General features: G+C 70.5%; 21 protein-coding genes. 7 read left to right on the top strand and 14 right to left on the bottom strand.

From position 1 onward, the window contains the following. Positions 1-9 precede the first annotated feature (9 nt). Genes ACZ4WQ_RS04850 through ACZ4WQ_RS04860 form a run of 3 tightly spaced genes read right to left on the bottom strand, consistent with a single transcriptional unit; the run spans position 10 to position 2,117 of the window. Positions 10-876, bottom strand: coding sequence for a haloalkane dehalogenase (locus ACZ4WQ_RS04850; protein ID WP_385341343.1), 867 nt, complete (start codon positions 874-876; stop codon positions 10-12). A 24-nt stretch (positions 877-900) separates the two neighbouring features. Further along, on the bottom strand, positions 901-1,290 hold the full coding sequence (locus ACZ4WQ_RS04855) for a pyridoxamine 5'-phosphate oxidase family protein (protein ID WP_311722532.1): 390 nt from the start codon (positions 1,288-1,290) through the stop codon (positions 901-903). A gap of 2 nt (positions 1,291-1,292) precedes the next feature. Beyond that, positions 1,293-2,117, bottom strand: coding sequence for an SDR family oxidoreductase (locus ACZ4WQ_RS04860; protein WP_398369453.1), 825 nt, complete (start codon positions 2,115-2,117; stop codon positions 1,293-1,295). A 109-nt stretch (positions 2,118-2,226) separates the two neighbouring features. Between ACZ4WQ_RS04860 and ACZ4WQ_RS04865 the strand changes: the two genes are divergently transcribed. Next, positions 2,227-2,820 carry a TetR/AcrR family transcriptional regulator gene (locus ACZ4WQ_RS04865; RefSeq protein ID WP_398369451.1) on the top strand — a complete coding sequence of 198 codons (594 nt, stop codon included), beginning with the start codon at positions 2,227-2,229 and terminating at the stop codon, positions 2,818-2,820. 6 nt (positions 2,821-2,826) lie between these two features. Here ACZ4WQ_RS04865 and ACZ4WQ_RS04870 read toward each other — a convergent pair whose 3' ends face one another. Then, entirely contained in the window at positions 2,827-3,930 is a 1,104-nt protein-coding gene (locus tag ACZ4WQ_RS04870) for a hypothetical protein (protein WP_398369449.1), read from the bottom strand. A gap of 135 nt (positions 3,931-4,065) precedes the next feature. Between ACZ4WQ_RS04870 and ACZ4WQ_RS04875 the strand changes: the two genes are divergently transcribed. Together ACZ4WQ_RS04875 and ACZ4WQ_RS04880 are read left to right on the top strand one after the other, a co-directional pair. Continuing rightward, complete coding sequence (locus ACZ4WQ_RS04875; RefSeq protein ID WP_358845202.1) at positions 4,066-5,289, top strand: DUF4032 domain-containing protein; 1,224 nt, start codon at positions 4,066-4,068, stop codon at positions 5,287-5,289. Between the two features lie 186 nt (positions 5,290-5,475). Next, on the top strand, positions 5,476-7,050 hold the full coding sequence (locus ACZ4WQ_RS04880; RefSeq protein WP_398369447.1) for a hypothetical protein: 1,575 nt from the start codon (positions 5,476-5,478) through the stop codon (positions 7,048-7,050). A 110-nt stretch (positions 7,051-7,160) separates the two neighbouring features. Here ACZ4WQ_RS04880 and ACZ4WQ_RS04885 read toward each other — a convergent pair whose 3' ends face one another. From ACZ4WQ_RS04885 to ACZ4WQ_RS04910, 6 genes are read right to left on the bottom strand one after another with little or no spacing between them, the layout of a single operon-like run. After that, entirely contained in the window at positions 7,161-8,762 is a 1,602-nt protein-coding gene (locus ACZ4WQ_RS04885) for an AMP-binding protein (protein WP_468022062.1), read from the bottom strand. Positions 8,763-8,772: 10 nt separating this feature from the next. Continuing rightward, complete coding sequence (locus ACZ4WQ_RS04890; protein ID WP_361182624.1) at positions 8,773-9,720, bottom strand: alpha/beta fold hydrolase; 948 nt, start codon at positions 9,718-9,720, stop codon at positions 8,773-8,775. Between the two features lie 22 nt (positions 9,721-9,742). Next, positions 9,743-10,165 carry an acyl-CoA thioesterase gene (locus ACZ4WQ_RS04895; RefSeq protein ID WP_468022063.1) on the bottom strand — a complete coding sequence of 141 codons (423 nt, stop codon included), beginning with the start codon at positions 10,163-10,165 and terminating at the stop codon, positions 9,743-9,745. Then, on the bottom strand, positions 10,119-10,595 hold the full coding sequence (locus ACZ4WQ_RS04900) for a holo-ACP synthase (RefSeq protein ID WP_398369441.1): 477 nt from the start codon (positions 10,593-10,595) through the stop codon (positions 10,119-10,121). The genes ACZ4WQ_RS04895 and ACZ4WQ_RS04900 overlap by 47 nt, the downstream gene beginning before the upstream one ends. Continuing rightward, complete coding sequence (locus tag ACZ4WQ_RS04905) at positions 10,571-11,521, bottom strand: acyl-ACP desaturase (protein WP_398369439.1); 951 nt, start codon at positions 11,519-11,521, stop codon at positions 10,571-10,573. The genes ACZ4WQ_RS04900 and ACZ4WQ_RS04905 overlap by 25 nt, the downstream gene beginning before the upstream one ends. Continuing rightward, a complete protein-coding gene (locus ACZ4WQ_RS04910; RefSeq protein ID WP_311722521.1) occupies positions 11,518-11,814 on the bottom strand; it encodes a hypothetical protein in 297 nt (98 codons plus the stop codon). Before ACZ4WQ_RS04910 ends, ACZ4WQ_RS04905 begins: the two co-directional genes overlap by 4 nt. Positions 11,815-12,077: 263 nt before the next feature. On the opposite strand from ACZ4WQ_RS04910, the gene ACZ4WQ_RS04915 reads away from it, so the two are divergent. The 3 genes from ACZ4WQ_RS04915 to ACZ4WQ_RS04925 all read left to right on the top strand — a co-directional run bounded on the left by ACZ4WQ_RS04915 (position 12,078) and on the right by ACZ4WQ_RS04925 (position 14,081). Next, positions 12,078-12,770 carry an AMP-binding protein gene (locus ACZ4WQ_RS04915; RefSeq protein ID WP_398369437.1) on the top strand — a complete coding sequence of 231 codons (693 nt, stop codon included), beginning with the start codon at positions 12,078-12,080 and terminating at the stop codon, positions 12,768-12,770. Between the two features lie 90 nt (positions 12,771-12,860). After that, positions 12,861-13,121: a hypothetical protein gene (locus ACZ4WQ_RS04920; protein ID WP_398369435.1), complete on the top strand. Its 261-nt coding sequence runs from the start codon at positions 12,861-12,863 to the stop codon at positions 13,119-13,121. 66 nt (positions 13,122-13,187) lie between these two features. Beyond that, positions 13,188-14,081, top strand: coding sequence for a hypothetical protein (locus ACZ4WQ_RS04925; RefSeq protein ID WP_398369433.1), 894 nt, complete (start codon positions 13,188-13,190; stop codon positions 14,079-14,081). A 126-nt stretch (positions 14,082-14,207) separates the two neighbouring features. Here ACZ4WQ_RS04925 and ACZ4WQ_RS04930 read toward each other — a convergent pair whose 3' ends face one another. From ACZ4WQ_RS04930 to ACZ4WQ_RS04945, 4 genes are all read right to left on the bottom strand, one after another. Next, on the bottom strand, positions 14,208-16,418 hold the full coding sequence (locus ACZ4WQ_RS04930) for a hypothetical protein (protein WP_398369431.1): 2,211 nt from the start codon (positions 16,416-16,418) through the stop codon (positions 14,208-14,210). Positions 16,419-16,429: 11 nt separating this feature from the next. Further along, positions 16,430-16,942, bottom strand: a complete 513-nt coding sequence (locus ACZ4WQ_RS04935) for a hypothetical protein (protein ID WP_311722515.1) — start codon at positions 16,940-16,942, stop codon at positions 16,430-16,432. Between the two features lie 192 nt (positions 16,943-17,134). Continuing rightward, complete coding sequence (locus ACZ4WQ_RS04940) at positions 17,135-17,713, bottom strand: Clp protease N-terminal domain-containing protein (protein WP_398369429.1); 579 nt, start codon at positions 17,711-17,713, stop codon at positions 17,135-17,137. Further along, positions 17,713-17,922: a helix-turn-helix domain-containing protein gene (locus ACZ4WQ_RS04945; RefSeq protein ID WP_043491624.1), complete on the bottom strand. Its 210-nt coding sequence runs from the start codon at positions 17,920-17,922 to the stop codon at positions 17,713-17,715. The genes ACZ4WQ_RS04940 and ACZ4WQ_RS04945 overlap by 1 nt, the downstream gene beginning before the upstream one ends. Positions 17,923-18,013: 91 nt before the next feature. Here ACZ4WQ_RS04945 and ACZ4WQ_RS04950 point away from each other — a divergent pair, with 91 nt between their 5' ends. Continuing rightward, positions 18,014-18,703: a GNAT family N-acetyltransferase gene (locus tag ACZ4WQ_RS04950; RefSeq protein WP_398369426.1), complete on the top strand. Its 690-nt coding sequence runs from the start codon at positions 18,014-18,016 to the stop codon at positions 18,701-18,703. The last annotated feature ends 3 nt before the right edge of the window (positions 18,704-18,706 follow it).

Raw genomic sequence — 18,706 nt, forward strand, 5'->3', positions numbered from 1 at the left:
GAACCGGGTTCACGGGAGGCGGAGGCCGTGTCGGTCCGCCCAGGCCGAAACGGCCTCCGCGATCAGTACGGGCTGGTCCTCGGGGGTGTGATGCCCGGCGACGGCCTCGGAGTGTTCGATCTCCAGGGCGGCGATGTTCTCCGCGCACCACGCGATGGTGTCCGCCTGCATCATGGCCCCCGGCCCGGGCGCGAACGTCAGCAGGAGCTTGGGCACGTCGGGGCTGGCCGCCAGCCACCGGTCGTACGCCTCGATCCTGGCCACGACATCGGCGGGCTCACCGCCCAGCGGCATCGAGCGCGGCCAGCGCAGGAGCGGCAGCCGGCTCTCCCGGGTGGGGTAGGGCTTGCGGTAGACGTCGAGGTCGCCCTGGCTGAGGGGGGTGGCGACGGTGCCGGGCAGGGCCTGCTCGATGAAGGCGTTCTCGTCGAGGATCATCGCCTCGCCGACGCCGTCGGTCTTGATCGCCCGGAACAGCTCCCGGCCGCCCTCGGGAAACTCCTCCCAGGCCATCGGCTTGACGATGGTCTCGGTGAACGCGATGCCGCGCACCCGGTCCGGATGGCGCGCGGCCCAGTCGAAGGCCAGCGCGCCGCCCCAGTCGTGCCCGACGAGCACCACGTCCTGAAGGTCGAGCGCGTCGAACCAGGCGTCCAGGTAGTGGGCGTGGTCGGCGAAGGTGTAGTCGATATCGGGCTTGCCCGACTCGCCCATGCCGATCAGGTCGGGGGCCAGCAGCCGTCCGGCTCCTACGGCCGGCATGACGTGGCGCCACAGGTAGGAGGAGGTCGGGTTGCCGTGCAGAAAGACGATCGGCACGCCGGTGCCGGACTCCTGGTAGTGGATGGTCGAGTCGTGGATGTGGAGGACGGGCATGTTCGGTTCCCTTATCCGGTCCGTTTAGTGGAGGTTGAGGCGTGTGAAGCGGTCGACCGCGATCTCGATGACCACGCGGCCGGGCGGGGCGGGCGGCGGCGTCCTGTAGCGCGCGGTGTAGCGGCGAACGCCCTCGGCCACCCGATCGGGTGCGTCGTGCACGGTGGCGGAACCTTCGAGCGTCACCCACCGGAACCCCACCGCCTGGCAGAGCGCCGCGCGCCCGCCCGGCACGGCGGTGAGGTTCCTGGCCTTGCGCGTCGTGTCGACGGTCAGGACGCGGGCGAGGCTCGCCCGGGCGTCCCAGGTGAAGCGCACCGCGACCACGTGGGGCGAGCCGTCGGGGCGCAAGGTGGTCAGGGTCGCTATGTGCGACTCGGCGAGGAAGTCCTCGGCCGACGCTGTCGTCGGCACCCTCACCGGAAGGCCGCGACGTTGCGTTCGGCCCAGGCTGCGAAGGTGCCCGGCGCCCGGCCCAGGATGTGTTCGGCGTCGTGGCTCACCTGCCGCTCGTCCTCGGTCGGCTCACCCAGGATGGCCAGGGTGCCCTCGACCACGGGCAGCGGCATGAACCGCGCCATCTGCTCATGGGCCTCCTCGCGGGTCTGTTCGGTGAAGCGCACCGGCTCGCCCAGCGCGGCCGCGATCGCCGCTGCCCGCTCGCGCGGGGTGGTGGGGGCGGGGCCGGTGAGGGTGTAGGTGGCGCCCTGGTGGGGGGCCTGGTCGTGCAGGACGGCGGCGGCGACCGCGGCCACGTCGTCGGGGTCGATGAAGGGCAGGCCCACATCGCCGAACGGCGCCGCGGCCTCCCGCCGCGTGCGGATCGACTCGGCCCAGGCGAAGGCGTTGCCGTCCATTCCGCCCGAGCGCAGAACCGTCCAGTCCAGCCCCGACTCCCGTACGGCCGCCTCGAACAGGCGCGGGTGCCCGTACGCCTCAGGGCGGGTCCCCGCGCCCTGCGAGGACAGCAGCACCACGCGGCGGATCCCGGCGGCCTTCGCCACGCCCAGGATGCCCTGCGGGTCCTCCCCCGCCACCAGCAGGAACAGCGCCTCCGCTCCCTCGAACGCGTCCCGCAGACCGGCCGGTTCGGCCAGGTCGGCGGCCACCGCCCGCACCTCCGGGGCCGCGTCGGCGTCGGTGATGTGCCGGGACACGGCCGTCACCGGCACCTGGGCCTCGGTGAGCGTCCGCACCAGCGCCCGCCCGACATTTCCGGTCGCACCGGTCACCACGATCATGTTGTTCTCCCTGTTCCAGAGGTTGGCCGTCGAGTTAGTTAGTTGACTGACTAACCCGTCGCGGACGACGCTAGCACAGTCCGACCACCGGTTGTCTATAGTTAGTCGGGTGACTGACTCAGCGGATGCGCCACCTCGTCGGCAGAAGGCCGTCGGCAAGCGGCAGCGACTGACGGCCGCAGCGGCCCGAGTCCTGCACGAGCAGGGGCTGGAGCGCACGACCATCGCCGATATCGCCCGCGCCGCCGATGTCCCCGCGGGCAATGTGTACTACTACTTCAAAACCAAGGACGAGCTGGTCGAGGCAGCCCTCGCCGAGCATGTCTCCCATCTGAAGGCCCTCACCGACCAGCTCGACCAGCTCCCCGACCCGCGCGAACGCCTCAAGGGGCTGGTGGCCGCGTGGGTCGGGCAGCGCGACACCGCGGCCCGCTACGGCTGCCCCACCGGCACCCTCGCCAGCGAGATCGGCAAACGCGCCGAAGGCGGCCTCGACCTGGTGGCGGGCCATGTCATCCGGCAGCTGCTGGACTGGGCGGAGCGGCAGTACCGCGAGCTGGGCATGGCCGACCCCGAGGGCCTGGCACTCACGCTCGTAAGCGCCTACCAGGGCATGTCCCTGCTCGCCAACACCCTGCGCGACCCGGAGATCATGACCCGCGAGGGGGGCCGCCTCACCCGCTGGCTCGACACCCTGAGCTGAGCCGGCTCACCGGGTCCACAGGTGCAGGGCGTCCCCGGCCTCGGAGCGGGTCAGCCAGGTGCCGTCGCCCAGCGCCGTGGGCCAGCCGGATATGGGGAACGGGTAGTCGATCTGCCCGGCCACTCCCATCCGCGCCGCGTCCAGCAGCCAGTGGCGCTCGGCGCCGAACTCCTCGTCGCTCCCGGCCGTGGCCGCGATGACGGTGTCCTCGTCCAGGAAGCCGGCGTAGTAGTCCCAGTACGGCTCTTCCTCGTCGCTGTCCGGGGGCATCTCGGGGTGGCGGGGCACGGCGGTCGCGGCGTCCGCCCCGGCGAGGACCGAACCGTCGGCGGCGCGGTGCACGGCGAGCGTCTCCTGGTAGTGCGTGACCGTCAGAAAGCGGTCGCCGGACGGGCTGACCGCCAGCAGCACCCAGTCGTCGCCGCCCAGCCGGTCCACGGTGAGCGTCCGGCCGTCCCAGCGGCCCCACAGCAGCGGCACCCCGTCCTGGCCCTCGCCGACGCTCAGGCCCATCTGCCCGGGGTCGGGGTGGGGCACATGGTCCGATCCGGCGGCCGCGGTCTGCGCGTCCACCCGGGCCAGCACCTTGCCGTCCGCGGCGTCGAGCACCAGCCATTCGTCGAGCGCGGCCGGATCGGGGTCGGCGTCCGAAGCGAGCGGGCCGCGGATATGGGCCCAGACCAGCTTGCCGTCGGCCGCGACGGCCGCCGAGCCGCTGTCGGCGTACAGATGACCGTGGGACTCGGGGTATGCGTCGAACGACGTGTGCAGCTCGCGGCAGCTCCCGTCCCAGCAGCCGTGCCGGACCTCCCACCGCACCACGCCCACCGTGTCCACGGCGCGCAGCGCGTGCACCCCGGCGAAGACGGCGAGGTCCAGGCGCGGGGAGACGGTGACGGTGCCGAAGCGGCGCGGCCAGGGCGCCGGGAAGCGGACCTTCGCGGCCTCGCCCCCGGCGGCGCACTCATCGAGGTCGTAGGCCACCACCTCGGCATCGCCACGCTGCACGACCAGCCGGGCCTCCGGCCCGATCTGCGGGGCCGGGGCGTCCGCCGCGGCCAGGTCCAGGGGCGCGGCGAGCGTGGTGACGAGACGGGCGGCGAAGGTCATGGCCCCTCCGGTGTGGACGGCGTTGTGAGAACCGTAGGGCCAGGGTCCGACAATGGCCCCCGGCCAGGTGTGATGCCCGTCGCTGCTGGGCGCCGGACCCTGGACTCCGGCGCGCTGGTGTGTCACTGGTTTCCCATGGACCTCAAAATCACCGCGACCTCCCCCGAGCACCCGGCCGCCCTCCTGGACCTGCCGTGGAGCGTCCCACTGGAGCAGTGGCCGGACGAGCATCTGGTCGCGCTGCCACGCGGTATCTCGCGCCATGTGGTGCGGTTCGCGCGGGCGGGCGGGGAGGTGGTCGCGGTCAAGGAGGTCGGCGAGTGGGCGGCCGTGCGGGAGTACGGGCTGCTGCGGGACCTGGACCGGCTGGCCGTGCCCGCCGTGGACGCGGTCGCGGTGGTGACGGGGCGGACCGATGAAGGTGGGGAGCCGCTGGAGCCCGCGCTGATCACCCGCCATCTGGTGGGCTCGCTGCCGTACCGGTCGATGTTCGAGACGACAATGCGGCCCGGCACCATCAAGCGGCTGCTGGACGCGCTCGCCGTGCTGCTGGTGCGGCTGCATCTGAGCGGCTTCGCCTGGGGCGACTGCTCGCTGTCCAACACCCTGTTCCGGCGGGACGCGGGCGCGTACGCCGCGTATCTGGTGGATGCGGAGACCGGGCAGCTCCATCCGCGACTGTCGGGCGGGCAGCGCAGCTATGACCTGGAGGTCGCGCGGGTGAACATCGCGGGCGAGCTGATGGACCTGGAGGCGGGCGGGTCGCTGCACCCCTCGGTGGATCCGGTGCTCTTCGGCCGCGCCATCGTCGAGCGGTACGACGAGCTGTGGCACGAGCTGACCCGTGAGTCGGTCTATCCGCTGACCAAGCGGCACTACATCGACCGGCGGGTGCGGCGGCTGAACGATCTCGGTTTCGATGTCGCGGAAATGCAGATCCAGAGCTCGCCAGACGGGGATACGGTCACTTTTCTGCCGAAAGTCGTGGACGCCGGACATCATCAGCGGCAATTGCTGCGGCTGACCGGTCTCGACGCGGAGGAGAATCAGGCCCGTAGCCTTCTCAACGACCTGGAGACCTGGATGGTCTCGCAGGACGACTACGCTCCGGGCGATCCGCTCGGCGCGCGCCCGGAGGTTCTCGCGCACCGCTGGGTCCGCGACGTCTTCCGGCCCACCGTGCGGGCCGTGCCCCTGGAGCTGCGAGGTTCCACCGATACCGCGCAGATCTACCACGAACTGCTCGAACACCGCTGGCTGCTGTGCGAGCAGACGGGCCGGGACGTGGGACTCGAGGCGGCGGTCGAGGACTATGTGCGGACGGTGCTCGGCCCCCGGCAGGCGGAATTCGGAAAATAATCCACGGATTATTTCCACTGGAATTTAGATCAGTAATCGCGTGAACTGCGGTTTTCCGGGTATCCGGACCCGCGGCGTGCATAAATGGCGCGTGTTTGATAGAAATCCTTCTCGCTGCCGCTTCACATTGCCGGTCCACATATTCGTGCGACCCGTGCGACCACCCCTGCGAGAAGGAGAACTGGGATGTCCCAGCCGCCCCCGCCGCCCGGATACGGCTATCCGCCGCCGGGCCCCCCGGGGCCTCCGGCCCCACCGCAGATGCCGCAGCAGCCACTCATGCAGCAGCCACAGATGCCGCACATGCCGCACATGCCGCAGCAAGGGCCCCTGCCCGGCCCGCCGCCCGGCCCGCCGCCCGGCGGGGGCCGGGCGAGCCGTCGGCGGCAGCAGTCGAAGTCGCCCATCGGGGTCATCGTCGGCGCGGTGGTGGCGATCGCGCTGGTCGCCGGCGGTGTCTGGCTCGCCGTGGGCAAGGACTCCGGAGACGGCGGGGGCGGGAAGGGCGGCACCTCGGCGGACGGGGCGGCCGTCGAGGCGCAGTTGCTGAACAAGATCCCGATGCCGAAGGTCGACGAGTTGGTCAACACCCCCGGCATGTGGGTGACCGACAAGAACTGGGTCAAGTCGGACGTCAACAAGATCGTCGGCTATCCGCTCGCCGGGGGCTCCGCCTCGTGGGAGATCCCGCTCAAGGGCGAGCTCTGCTGGGCATCGCCGCAGGTCACCGAGGCGGGCCTGACCGCGGTCCTGTTCCAGGACGACTCAACGGACAACCCGGTCTGCACCCAGATCGGCCTGGTGGACCTGAAGAAGGGCAAGCTGCTCTGGACGAAGCAGGGCAGGGAGACCGGCGAATGGGCCTCCGACAGGCCGATCATGTTCGACGAGGTGTCCATCGGTGGCGACACCGTCGCAGCGGGCGGCATCAGCGGCGGCGCGGCCTGGTCGATCGACGGCAAGCCGCTGTGGATGCCGAACGATGACGAGGACTGCTCGGACAACGGCTATGTCGGCGAGGGGCCGAAGCTGATCGCGGTGCGCGAGTGCGAGGTGTCCGGGAGCCCGCAGCTCGAGGTCCAGACGGTGGACCCGAAGACGCGGGCGGTGAAGTCCTCGTACAAGGTCACCACGGGCATCAAGTACGTCCATGTGGTGTCCACGGACCCGCTGGTCCTCGGGGTCAACGCGGGCGGCTCGTCGGGGTCGGGGGTCTCCGACTTCCTGGCGGTCGACGACAGCGGCAAAGAGGGCAAGCTGCTGAGCAAGTTCGGCATGCAGGGCGGCAAGTACGAGGCCGACTGCGAGGCGACCAGCGTCGGGGGCTGCGCGGAGATCGTCGTCAACAAGTCGGCCAACACGCTCTACCTGGGCACGGACTACCGTGCGAGCGCCGAGTCGGGCCCGTCCAACGAAATCGTCGCCATCGACCTGAAGACCGGCAAGGTGGCCGCCAAGGCCGACGGCGCCGAGGGCGGCCCGCTGGTGCCGGTCAGTCTCGACAAGGACGGCTCCCTCATCGCCTACCAGGAGGCCACGCTCAGCCAGGGCAGCGCGGTCTGGCGCGTCGACACCAAGTCGTACGAGAAGAAGAAGCTGATGCAGAACCCCGAGGAGACCGCGTTCATCGAGAGCGTGTCGCTGCACCATCAGGTCATCTACGCCGGCGGACGGCTCTACATCGGGAACAACAGCGCCTCGAAACCCTCGACGGACTCCGGCGAGAAGTCGCCGTTGGCCCTGGTGCTCGGGGCGAAGTAGCCCCGGGTCATCAATATGCGGCTCCGCCGCGCGGCTTGGGCTCCGCCCCCGGACGGGGGTCTGGGGCGGGGCCCGGCGCGGCGGAGCCGTACAGGTCCACCCGGTCGCGACTACGCGCCCGCGGGCAGGTCGAAGGTCAACCCCTTCAGGCGCCCCTGCTCATACGCCTCCGCGATCGCGCGCCGCCGGAGCTTGCCGCTGCTGGTGCGCTCCAGCTGGCCGGGGCGTACGTAGTGCACGTCCGAGGCCCGCACCGTCACCCCGACCCTCCGCACCAGATGGTCGACGATCTTCGCGCGGCTGCCCTCGATGTCCTCGCGCGCCGAGCGGTCCACCTCGGTCAGGACGACGATGTCCGGGCCGGTCTGAAGTACGGCGGTGCGGCCGTCGCGTACGAACTCCAGCTGCTCCAGCGCCTGCTCGAAGTCCGCGGCGAAGTAGCTCTGGCCGCCCACCTTGATCCGGTCGCTGATCCGGCCGGTGACGAACAGCTCGCCGTCGTCGAGGAATCCGATGTCGCCGGTGGCGTAGTAGCCGTCGTCCCCCGTCAGCGGGGCCTGTTTGTCGAGGTAGGAGTCGGCCAGGCTGCCGCCGGTCAGCTCGATCTCGCCGAGTTGGCCGTCCTCGCACACCCGGCCCTGTTCGTCGCGCAGCCGCACCGTGTACTCCGGCATCGGCCGGCCCACCGAGATGGCCGGCACCCCCGCAGGGGTGGAGACGACCCGGATCTCGCTGCTCACCGGGCGGCTGGAGACCAGCAGCACGGCCTCCGCCATGCCGTAGCAGGGCATGAACACATCGCGCCGCAGCCCCGCCGGGGCCATCAGGTCCAGGAAGGCGTCGAGGTTGGGCAGGTTGATGGGTTCGCTGCCCAGGTAGATCGACCGCACCCGGGACAGGTCGATCTCGGCGAGCTCCTCGGCGTCGAGGTCCTGCATCAGCTTGAGCGAGTAGTCGACCGCGAAGTTCGGGATCACCGTGCCCGCGGCGCCCTCCCGGGCCATGTGCTCCCACCAGCCACGGGCGTCGAACAGGAACGTGATCGGCTCGGCGAGCAGCAGATCGCACCCCACGGCGAGGCAGGACAGTAAGCCGCCAACCAGGCCCATGTCGTGGTAGAGCGGCAGCCAGCTGCTGACCCGCTCCTCGGGCTTCCGGTCGTCCGTGCGGGTGATCATGGTCAGGTTGGCGCGGAGCATGTCCTGCCGGACCGGGACCCCCTTGGGGAAGGACGTCGACCCGGACGAGAACTGGACGAACGCCAGCTCGTCGGCGGCGGGGGTGCGCAGCCGGGCGCCCGGCTTGCGGATCCCGGCCGGCGGCAGCGGCAGGCCGGGGACGGGCAGGTCGAGCGTGGCCAGGGTCGGGACCTCCAGCACGCGGGCCGCCTCGTAGTCCCGCGCGACCCGGCCCAGGAAGTCCAGATAGGAGTCCCTGGGCGTGTCCAGGACCAGCGGCTTGACCGACAGCGGGACGGCGCCGAGCTCCATGAGGCCCAGGAAGGCGAAGATCACCGCGCTGGAGGTCTCGAAGGGGAACAGCACCCGCGTCCCCGGCTCGATCCCCTGGTCGCGGAAGTGGTCGGCGTACGCGGCGACCTGCTCGGGGAAGTCCCGGTAACTGATGAACTCGGGCGGGTCGATGAACTTGTCGTACAGGTACAGGCCCCGTTCGGGCGGGCTCTCCTGGTTGCGCTGAATGTGCTCGAGCACCGCGCCTCTCCTACTCCTTGGTCGTGTCGTCGGTGGCGTCGCCGGGTGACGTGATCCCGCGCATCCAGGCCACCAGCCGGGGCAGCACCTGCTCCTGGGCGCGGGCGCCGCGAAGCACATCGACATGGCCGGGGTCCCAGCTGAGCCCGGTCTCCCGCCCGAATACGGTGAACTCGGCGCCGCCGCCCAGGTGGTCGGCGAGCTTCCGGGCCCGGGCGGGGGACGCGTGGAAGGAGTCGCCCGCGCCGATCCCGACCAGCACCGGCAGCGTCACCTGGCCGAGGGCCTGCCAGTAGTCCGTCGCTCCGTCGGCGCTGCGGAAGGCGCCGGACGGGGCCCAGGCGGCGAACTGCCTCATCAGCCCGGGCGGTTCGTCCCAGCGGCCCTGCTTGAGTGCGCGCGCGGGGAACCGCCCGACCAGCCGGGAGATCACCGAGGAGAAGGTCAGCTGGGCCCGTTTGGACAGTCCGCCATCGCTGTAGTCGTTGACCGCGGAGGAGACGGTGGCCACTCCGGCGAGTCGCTTCTGTAGATCGGGGTCGACACCGAGCGCGGCCAGGGCCGCATAGCCGACCATGCTGTGGGCCAGGACGAACAGCGGCCCGTCGTGGGTGGCCGACACCGCCCGGACCAGATCCGGCACGTCGTGGCGCACATAGGTGTCGAAGTTCCAGTCGTAGGCGCGCCGCTCGGGCCAGCGGCTGGGGCCGTGGCCGCGCAGCGAGGCCACATACGCGGTGAAGCCCTCGTCCAGAAACGCCTTCGCGGGCCCCTCCCCCGATCTGCCGAGGAAGAAGCCGCCGTCCGAGAACAGGCCCGGCAGGAACAGCACGCCGGGCGTTCCCCCGTCGCCGGTCCCCGGTCGCACCTGCCTGAGGTGCAGTTCATGGCCGTCGGAGGTCGGCACCCAGCGTTCGGTCTCCGCCGGCTCACGGGCCGGATCAGCTGCCGTGCTCATCGCGCTCTCCATTCCTGCCGGTTCAGTTCGAGACGGCGGAGGCCGCGAGAAAGTCCTGCATCGAGACCAGGCACCGCTGGGCGGCGTCCAGGAAGGCCACGGTGATCAGGGCGTCCACCGCGGGGCGCGCCACCTCCGGGAGGTGGACGCGCTGCCGGAACCGCGCCCGGAAGGTGAGGTCGTCCTCGTCGAACTCCTCCGCGGACGGCGACTCGAGGGAGGTACACACCTCGATCCGGCCGCGCGGGATCTCCGCCAGGTAGTCGATCTCGGTGCGGGCCACCACCGCGATCATGCGATCGCCGTGCACCAGGCCCTGGCGGCCGAGCCAGTCCCACCGCCCGGCCTCCAGGTATTCGAGCGCGACCGCGTTGTTCACATGCCCCAGCGCATCGAGGTCATTGGGGCGTACCGGCAGGGTCAGCCGGGATTCGCCGAAAAACACGTCGTACCGCCCGATTGGTCGTATCGAAGAAACGTGTCAGTGCCGAGGTCCCGCCGGTCACCATGACCACGGCGGAGACAAAGCCGCCGCTGTGCGAAAGCGAAACGCTCACCCACAGCCGGTACCGGGCCAGATGGCCCGCCAGCGCTCCATGGGTCTGGAACCGCGGTGCGCCATGGAGGTCGTGGACCAGCTCGGCATCGGTCCAGAACCAGGTTTCAGCGGCCGCCGGAATTGCTTTGAAAAGAGCTTCTTTGGCCGCGAACGCCCCCGCCATGCTCTCCAGAGGAGAGACCTTCGATTCGAAGTGGCGCAGTTCTCCGCGGGTGAAGAAGACATCGGGTTCGCGGAGCGAGGAAGCGACCTCCAGTTCACTGATCAGCTGGAGGTCGTGCCCCAGACCGATCAGCTCCCGACGAGATACATCCACGTGTCCTCGACCTCTTCACGGGAATGGACCTCGATCCCGGTGATCTTCTTCAGAGCGCCGCAGATCAGCTGCTCCTTCTTCTCCAGCGCCTCGGGGCGGAAGTCGTTGTCGCCCACTTCGAGCTGGTCCCACCAGTTCACATGCGACCCGCGCTGTTCCAGTTGGGTCCGGGCGCTCCCCTGTAGCTCACCGTCCTCACGGAGGAAGAGGTGGGCCACCGCGAACGCGTCCTTGGCCGGGTATTCGCCGCTGTCCACCAGCGCCTTGGCGAAGGAGACGAAGTAGTTGCGGTGCTGAATCTCGTCGGCGGCGACCTGCTTGAAGATACGGCGCAGCCCCGGGTCCTCGATGACGTGCTGGCACTGGCCGTAGTTGACCGCGGCCGTGATCTCCGAGATGGCGAGCAGCACCAGGGTGCGGAGCATGTCGTCGTCGGGGAAGACCTGGCGGAACTGGATGAAGGTCTCGTCCGAGATCGGCTCCATCCCACTGAGGTCGGCCAACCGGTTGAAGACCGTCTCGTGGTGGGCTTCCTCTTCGTTCCAGTAGCGGCTCCAGGTGCCGCACGCCTCCATGATCGAGGCGATCGTGGGGTTCTTGTCCTGCCAGCGCCGGACCTCGGCCTCCGACTGGCGCTCGAGGCGGTCCGCGCCCGGCTTGGTGGTCAGCTCGGCCCGGCCCGCGTTCCAGACCAGGTTGCGGTCGAGCGGGGTGAGGCTGTCCAGGTCCACGGCCTCCAGCATGTCCACGACGCTCCACCGCCGGGACTCGTGCAGCCGCTGCTGCTCCCAGGTGACGTCGACCAGGGACATGCCGCGCTTGGTCAGCGCGTCATAGAGGTCGGTGATGATGGCGGGCGGCCCGGTGGGGGCGGCCGCACGGCGGACGGCCGGGGCCGAGGTGCGATCGGTCTCCGCGATGCTCATGCGACCGTCTCCTTTTGCTGACGCTCGAATTCGTCAAGGAAGGTCTTCAGTACGGTCGTTATCGGGGTATCGAGAGGAAGCGCCGGGAGCCGTACCCGCACACCGTAGTCCTTGCGTAATGCGTTCGCGGTGCGCGCAAACGCTTCCATGAGGTCGATGCTGTTGGTCATTCGCGGGCTGAGGGCGATCAAATCGGTCAATGTCGCATCGGCCACGAACAGCTGCTCTTCCGTAAGCCCCGCGTTCTCTGCGAATTTCTTCCGGATGTAAGGCTCTACCTCTGGCGTCACCATGGATCAGAAGCGTACTGGCCTTCGGCTTCCAGCGATCAAGCGATCGGAGAAGCAGGCAAGTTGATGCCAAACCGAACCGAACAAACCGAGGGCATCTCCGAAATACCGGATGTACTGGGACGGCGAAATCTCAGCAATTCGCCAATTAGGTGCGGGATCGCACACGGACTGGCACCCGTCCCTTCGTCCTAAGATCGTTGACCAACCGTCAATGTCGCTGTAACACTTGCTCGCCGTGTCCACCACGGGGGGTGACGGCTCAGTTGGCCGGTCCACAGGGGCGCGGGGCCGGAAGCTTCGCGCGGCTGCTGCGTGAACGTGCGGCGAGCTCGCCAGACGCCCTCGCCTACCGGTTCGTCGAGGCCGACGAGTCGGCCGCCGAGATCACCTACGCCGATCTCGACACCCGGGCACGGGCCGTCGCGGCCGGGCTGACGGCCGCCACCGGCGGGCGGCCCGACCCCGCGCTGCTGCCCTTCGCGCCCGGCCTGGACTACCTCGCGGGGCTGTTCGGCTGCTTCTACGCCGGGGTTCCCGCGGTACCCGCCTTCCCGCCCGACCCGGCCCGGCCGGCGCGTACGATGCCGCGGCTCGCCGCCATCGTCGAGGACACCGGCTCGGACACCGTCCTGACCACCTCGGACCTCGCCCCGCTGCTGGCCGAGTGGCTCACCACGGCGCTCGCCGGCCGCACCCCCCGGCTGATCGCGACCGACCTGACCGACCCGGCAGACCCGGCAGACGTGGGTTCCCTGCCGGAGATCCGGCCGGACCGGCTGGCCCTGCTCCAGTACACCTGTTCGGGTTCGGCGAGCCGGTGCCGCCGGTGGCGCCCCGGGACCAGCGCCCGGCGCTCACCTACGGCGCCGCCGACGAGGTGGTCGACCTCCTCGACGAGGCGGTGGCGGCGCTGGGCGACGACCAGGAGCTGTCCCCGCTCGGGCACACCCTGCTGAAGGTGCGGGACGAGACGCGGGAGACGCTGCGCGCGCTCGGCACGGCGCGCGACTCCGAGGCGTACGAGGCGGCCCGCCGGCACTTGTCTGGTGCACGCGGGCGCCTGCTGTCTGCACACCTGGCTGTGGCGCCGTGAGGCGCTCGGCGGCCTGGCCGCCGACCGGGCCTGGCTCTCGGCCGCGCTGCGCCGCGTGGTCGAGCGGCTGGGCTTCCCGGTCGGGCCGGACCGGGAGGCCGAGGAGCGGCTGGTGCGCCGGCTGACCGACCTTGACGACGACGACCGGGCGTTCTCCCTCGTGCCGCTGCGGCTCGCGCCGCAGCACCGGGGGCCGGCGCCGGGCCGACCTTAGGAGGACGCGATCACCACCGAACACCGCGACGGCACCGCCAGGTCCGCCGGCGCCTGGCTGCCCTCGTTGATCGGAGAGCTGCTCGGCCTCGACGGCCGGCGGCTGCCGGGCGACCGGCCGCTGGGCGAGATCGGCATCGACTCGCTCACCGCGGCCCAGTCCGGGGAACTGCCACCGGCCCTCGCCGAGGGGCTGCTGGAGGTCCTGGTGGCCGCCTCGGTCGCGCGCCGGGACGGCGAGGGCGGTGAGGGCCGCTACGCCGCCGACGAGGGGCTGGAGCGGGTGCTGATCGGCGGCCCGCGCGCCTCGGCGTTCGCGGCGCGGCTGCGGCGCGCGCTGGACGGCGGGGTCCGGCTGCGGGACGGAAAGCCGGGCGCGGGGCGGGAGTCGCTGACCGGATGCGGTGGGGAGGCGGCGGCGCTGGCGGACGTCCTGGTCAACTCCCTGCTGGGGAGGCTGGAGGGGTTGCCGGAGCTGCTGGACCGGCCCGGGGCTCAGGTGGGCTGCGCGGCCGGGGACGGCGGGCGGGCGGCCGTCGAGCTGGCGCGTCATATCCCGTTTGTGCCGGTGCTCGCGCTGGAGCCGGAGCCGGTGGCCGTGGGCGGTGGAGAAGTGCGGGTCCGGGTCGACGACGCCATGAACGGCACGGAGGCGGGCTTCGCTGTGGACGACCGGCTCGCGCTCGCCTGGCTGCCCGGCGCCGAGCTGCGGGCGGCCGTCGCCGCGACCGCGACGGCGCTGCTGCCCGGCGGCTGGCTCGTCCTGCCGTGTCCGCTGCCGCCCAAACGCCCGCTGGGGGCCGCGGCGGCGCGCCTGGACCTCGCGCTCGCAGGCGGGCGGATTCCGGAGGACGGCGAGGTCGAGGGCGCGCTGGCGGCTTCCGGGCTGGGGCATGTGCGCACCGCGTGGCAGGACGCGGCGCTCGGCATCCGGCTGATCGCGGCGCGACGCCCCGCCTGAGGCGCCCGGGGACGGGCTGACGCGGGTCCCGCGGCGGTGCGGCGGGACCCGCGCGGTCCACGCCGCTTCCGGCGCCTGGTTCGGGCGGGGCGGGTGGGGCAGGTGGGGCGAGTGGCGCAGGTGGGATCAGTAGTCGGCGCGCAGATGGATCAGCGCCTGGTTACGGCCCTCGGCGTGCTTGGTCTGGCCGATGCCGATGAGGTCCTTGGTGTAGTCGCTGTCCTTGGCGTGGCCGCGGGTCTCCGCCCAGTTGGCAACCATGGAGTCGACCTCCTTCTGGCCCGCCGTGAACTGTTTGGCGTTCTCCACGCTCGCGTCCAGGTTGGCCTCTTTGATGCGATCCCACATGATGCCGTGGGATTCGGAGCGGATGATCCGGTAGAGGATCTCCGAGCCGAACGCGGCGGCGTTGTTGGACACGAACTTCGGGCCGATGCTGGTGACGCTGGTGAGGGCGTTGTTGAAGTCCCGTTCCCACTGGATCTTCTTGTCGCGGTCGTCGAAGAGGACGTCCGCACGCACCCCGTCGTACATGCCGAGGACCGAGGACGCCTCCTGGATCGGCACCCGGGTGTGCTCGGAGACCTTCTCCGGCATGCCGGCGAAGGTCCCCGCCGCGTAGTGCCGCTGAGCGTTGTAGAGATCCGCGAACGCGTTCGGGTCGTTGGCGACCCCGCGCATGATCTTGACGAGGTGTTCCTCGGGGACTGAGACCCTGAGTTCGCCGTTCTCGTTCCAGAGCCCGTTGTGCTCGCGGTAGAGAGTGTTGTCGCGGGCGAGGGTCTGGTGCAGGTCGGGGGTGAAGTCGGCGAGGATGTTCGCCATCGGCTTGCGCAGCATGGGGTCCAGGTTCTCGGCCGCGCCCGCCTTGTTGAGTGATTCGATGGCCTGGTACATCACCCGGGCCTGGTCCTCGGTGTGCTTCCCCAGGGGGTAGTCGGTGCCCGGGACATGGCCGGTGGCGGCCGCTTCGAGCGCGGCGCCGAAGCCCATCTTGCCGAACGTGTCGTCCATCGACATGGGCGGGCCGTAACCACCGTTCATCACCTGCTTCGGCCAGTCGCGCTGCTCGATGAGATAGGTGAGGTGGTCGTTCTTCAGCGCCCCCTTGCCCTCGGGGTCGAGGAACGCGGTGGCGGTGTCGGGGTCCTTGCTCATGAGGCCCAGGACGGTGTCGAGCGGATCGTTGACGAATTTGGGGTCGGCGCCGGTCCACTCGTCCCACACGCCCGAAGGCTGTTTCTTCTCCGCTTTGATGATGTCGTCGCCCAGTGTGTAGAGGTACTGGTCGTCGAACTTGTCGTAGTTCTGGAGCATGGTCAGATACGACTGGTAGCCGTACCGCGGCACCTGCTTGCTGCCGTACTTCTCGAAGCCGACCTTGCGGACGCCTTCCGTCCACTCACGGAAGAACTTTCCGTCCGGGCTGTTCAGCCAGGCGTTGAACTGCGGTGAGCCGGGCGGGCGCTCCTTGAGGGTTCCGGGCACCTCGGTGGCCGTGGCCACCGAATGGGCCAGCCCCTGCTCCACGGAGAGATATTCGGTGTTGCTGACCGTGCCGTCGCGGTTGTACGAGAGCCCGACGAGCTTGTCGCTCAGCTTGATGGCGTCCCCGGCGCCCAGGCCGCTGAGGAACGTCTGGCTGAAGGGCTTGCTGTGCGCGTTGTTGCGCATCAGTATCTGCATTTCCTTCAGCTCCGCGGGCGACAGCTTCCCGTCGATGAGCTTCTCCCCGAGGTCCGTGGCCCGCCGCCCCTCGTACACCTCGACATCGCCCTGCGCGGCCCCGTTGAAGCCATGTGGATCGCCCTTGCCGTCCGTGTCCTTCACGGACTCCCGCAGCGCGAGTTTGACGCCGTAGTCCGCGTCGTCGACGGCTTGGACGGCCTGCTCGATCCTCTTGGTCCAGGAGCGCTCGGTCTCCGCGAGGTCGGGGTCGTGATGGGCGGCGAAGGCCTCTTCCTTGGTGGCCTTGGCGTAGTCGAAGGTGCACCGGCCGTCGGCGTCGACCTTCATCCCGGCCTGCTGGGCCTCCTTGACCGCGCCCTTGACCAGGCCCACCAGCCGTACGAACTGGCCGTGGGCATCGCGCAGCAGATCCGCGACGGCCCGCGCCTCCACTTGGGCCGCGTCGAGCTCATGGCGGGTCTGGGTGGCGGTGTTGGCGGCGGAGTTGGCGCTGAGGCCCCTCCAGGACATTCCGGCGCTGATCTTTTGGACCTTGGTCTGGTACGTCGTCTCCAGCTTCTGGAGCTCGTCGGCCATGTCCTCCCACGCCTGGGCGGCGTCGGTCAGCTTGGCGAGGTCGGTGTCCATGACCTGGCGATAGGTGACCATCTGGTTCCCTCTCAGGGGTGCGAGGAGGTGAGGGGGAGGGGCAACGTGGGCTGCGACCCGCCGCCGGTAGGCGTGCCGTACGAGTACGTCGGGAGCGGGAGGACGCTGCAGAAGCTCGAACCGGTGTGCAGGTCCGTGCCCGTGAAGAGGACGTTGGTGCTGCGCAGGGCCTCCTTCTCCCCACCCATCCGCTTCGCCAGGGCCTTCACCTGCGTCTGCCACTCGGTCAGGACATGCTTGAGCCCCAGGGCCGTGTCCCAGCCATGGAACTCGCTGATCGCGGTGTTGGACTTGGTGTCCGCGTCGTCGCCCGCCTTCGCCAGGCCCGGCTCCAGCTCGTCCTCGATCACCCCGGCCGCCGTCTTCTTCTGCGCCGGAGACGTGCACAGCCCGCCGGACGGGGTGACCCCACCACCACCGCCACCGTCGAGCTGGTTGAGCCGCATACCGCTGGACCACCCCGCCACCGAGTGCTCCCCCTGCGCGGCGGCCTTGAGCTGGGCCCATTCCTCATCGAAGGACATTTCCGCTTTCCCCCTGTCCCGCTTCCCCCTGACGCCCCGAACGGCTCTGCGCCGTCGGCTGTCCCTTGGGCATGGTTCGGGATGTCGGCGTACGGATCTTTACGGAAATGGAAACGGAAGCCCTACTCCAGCTGTAGATCACGGTCTTCACCGCAGGTCAGCGGGGGGGTTGGAAAGGAAACGGATCTTTACCTAGCCGGCCTTGGCCCGGTGGGTGGCGAGGGCCTGTTCGACCTGGATGTACGTCACCCCGTGGTCGGCGAGCACATGCGCGGCGAGCCCCGGGCGGGCGGTCAGGGCCAGCAGCAGGTGCTCGTCGCCGATGTGCTTGTCGCCGCGCCCCACCGACATTCGCAGGGACCGCTCCAGGACCGACTTGGCCTCCCGCGTGAAGGGGCGCCGGAGCGGCCGGCCGCGCCGCCGAGGGGTCACCGCGGGCCCGGCGAGCGCGCCCGCGCCATGGGCCCCCTCGACTCGCGCGACGACCTCCTCGACGTCGATGCCGAGCCCGGCCAGGGCCTTCGCGTCCTCGGCCGAGATGCCGCCGCGGCGGCGCACCGCGGCCAGGTCGCGCTCGATCGCCGCGCGGCGCCCGGCCGCGCCGAGGGCGGTGAGAACGTCGGCGGCGGGGGTGCCCGTACGGTCCAGGAGCGCGAGCAGCAGCTCCGCCTCGCCGACGGTGCCGCCGCCCGTGCCGCCGCCTTCGCCGTCGGCGTACTTCACCGCGCCCCGGACGACGTCGCGCGCGCTGGTGGTGAACCTCTCGAACATCAACGCCTCCCATGCTTCTTGTGGACCGCCTGCCTGCTGACTCCCAGCTCGGCGGCGATCTCCTGCCACGACCAGCCCTTCGCGCGGGCGCTGCGCACCTGCACGGCCTCCAGTTGCTCCAGCAGCCGGCGGAGCGCGGCGACGGCACGCAGCCCGACCCGGGGGTCCTGGTCACCCGCCCGCTCGGCGAGGTTCGTTGCCTCGGTCATGATGTCAATCTAGGTTGACACGACGGCCTACGTCAACCGTGGTTGACAAAATTGCTTCGACGGACGGCCGGATATCCGGCAACCTCCCGTCATGGACCCCCATTACTGGCCGCCCTTCGGGCTCCGGCTCACCACACCACGCCTGGAATTGCGCCTTCCGGACCTGGCGCTCCTCGACGAGATGGCCGCGCTCGCGGCGACGGGCGTACACGACCCCGCCGAGATGCCGTTCTCCATCCCGTGGACGGACGCACCCCCGGAGCAGGTGGGGCGCAGCAGCTTCCAGCATCTGCTGGGCACCATCGCGGAGTGGCGCCCGGAGAAGTGGAACATGAGCTTCGTGGTGCTGCGCGAGGGCAAGGTGGTCGGCCGTCAGGACCTGTTCGCAACCGATTTCCCGGTGACCCGGGAGGCGGAGACCGGCTCCTGGCTGGGCCTGGCCCACCAGGGCCAGGGCATCGGCACGGAGATGCGGGCGGCGGTCACGCACCTGGCCTTCGAGGGGCTGGGGGCGCACAGCGTGATCTCGGGCGCGATGGTGGAGAACGCGCGCTCGCTGGCCGTCTCGCGGCGCATCGGCTACCGCCCGGACGGCATCGAGGTGCTGTCCGTTCGCGGGCAGGCCCGCACCATCCAGCGGCTGCGCCTGGAGCGCGCCGACTGGGAGGCGCACCGCGCCGTCCCGGTCCGGGTGACGGGGCTCGAGCCGTGCCTGGAGCTGTTCGGGGCGGCGGAGCCCGAACAGGACGGCACGGACGGCACGGACAGCAGCCCGCAGTAGCGG

It is taken from the genome of Streptomyces sp. NPDC028305, assembly GCF_055569495.1.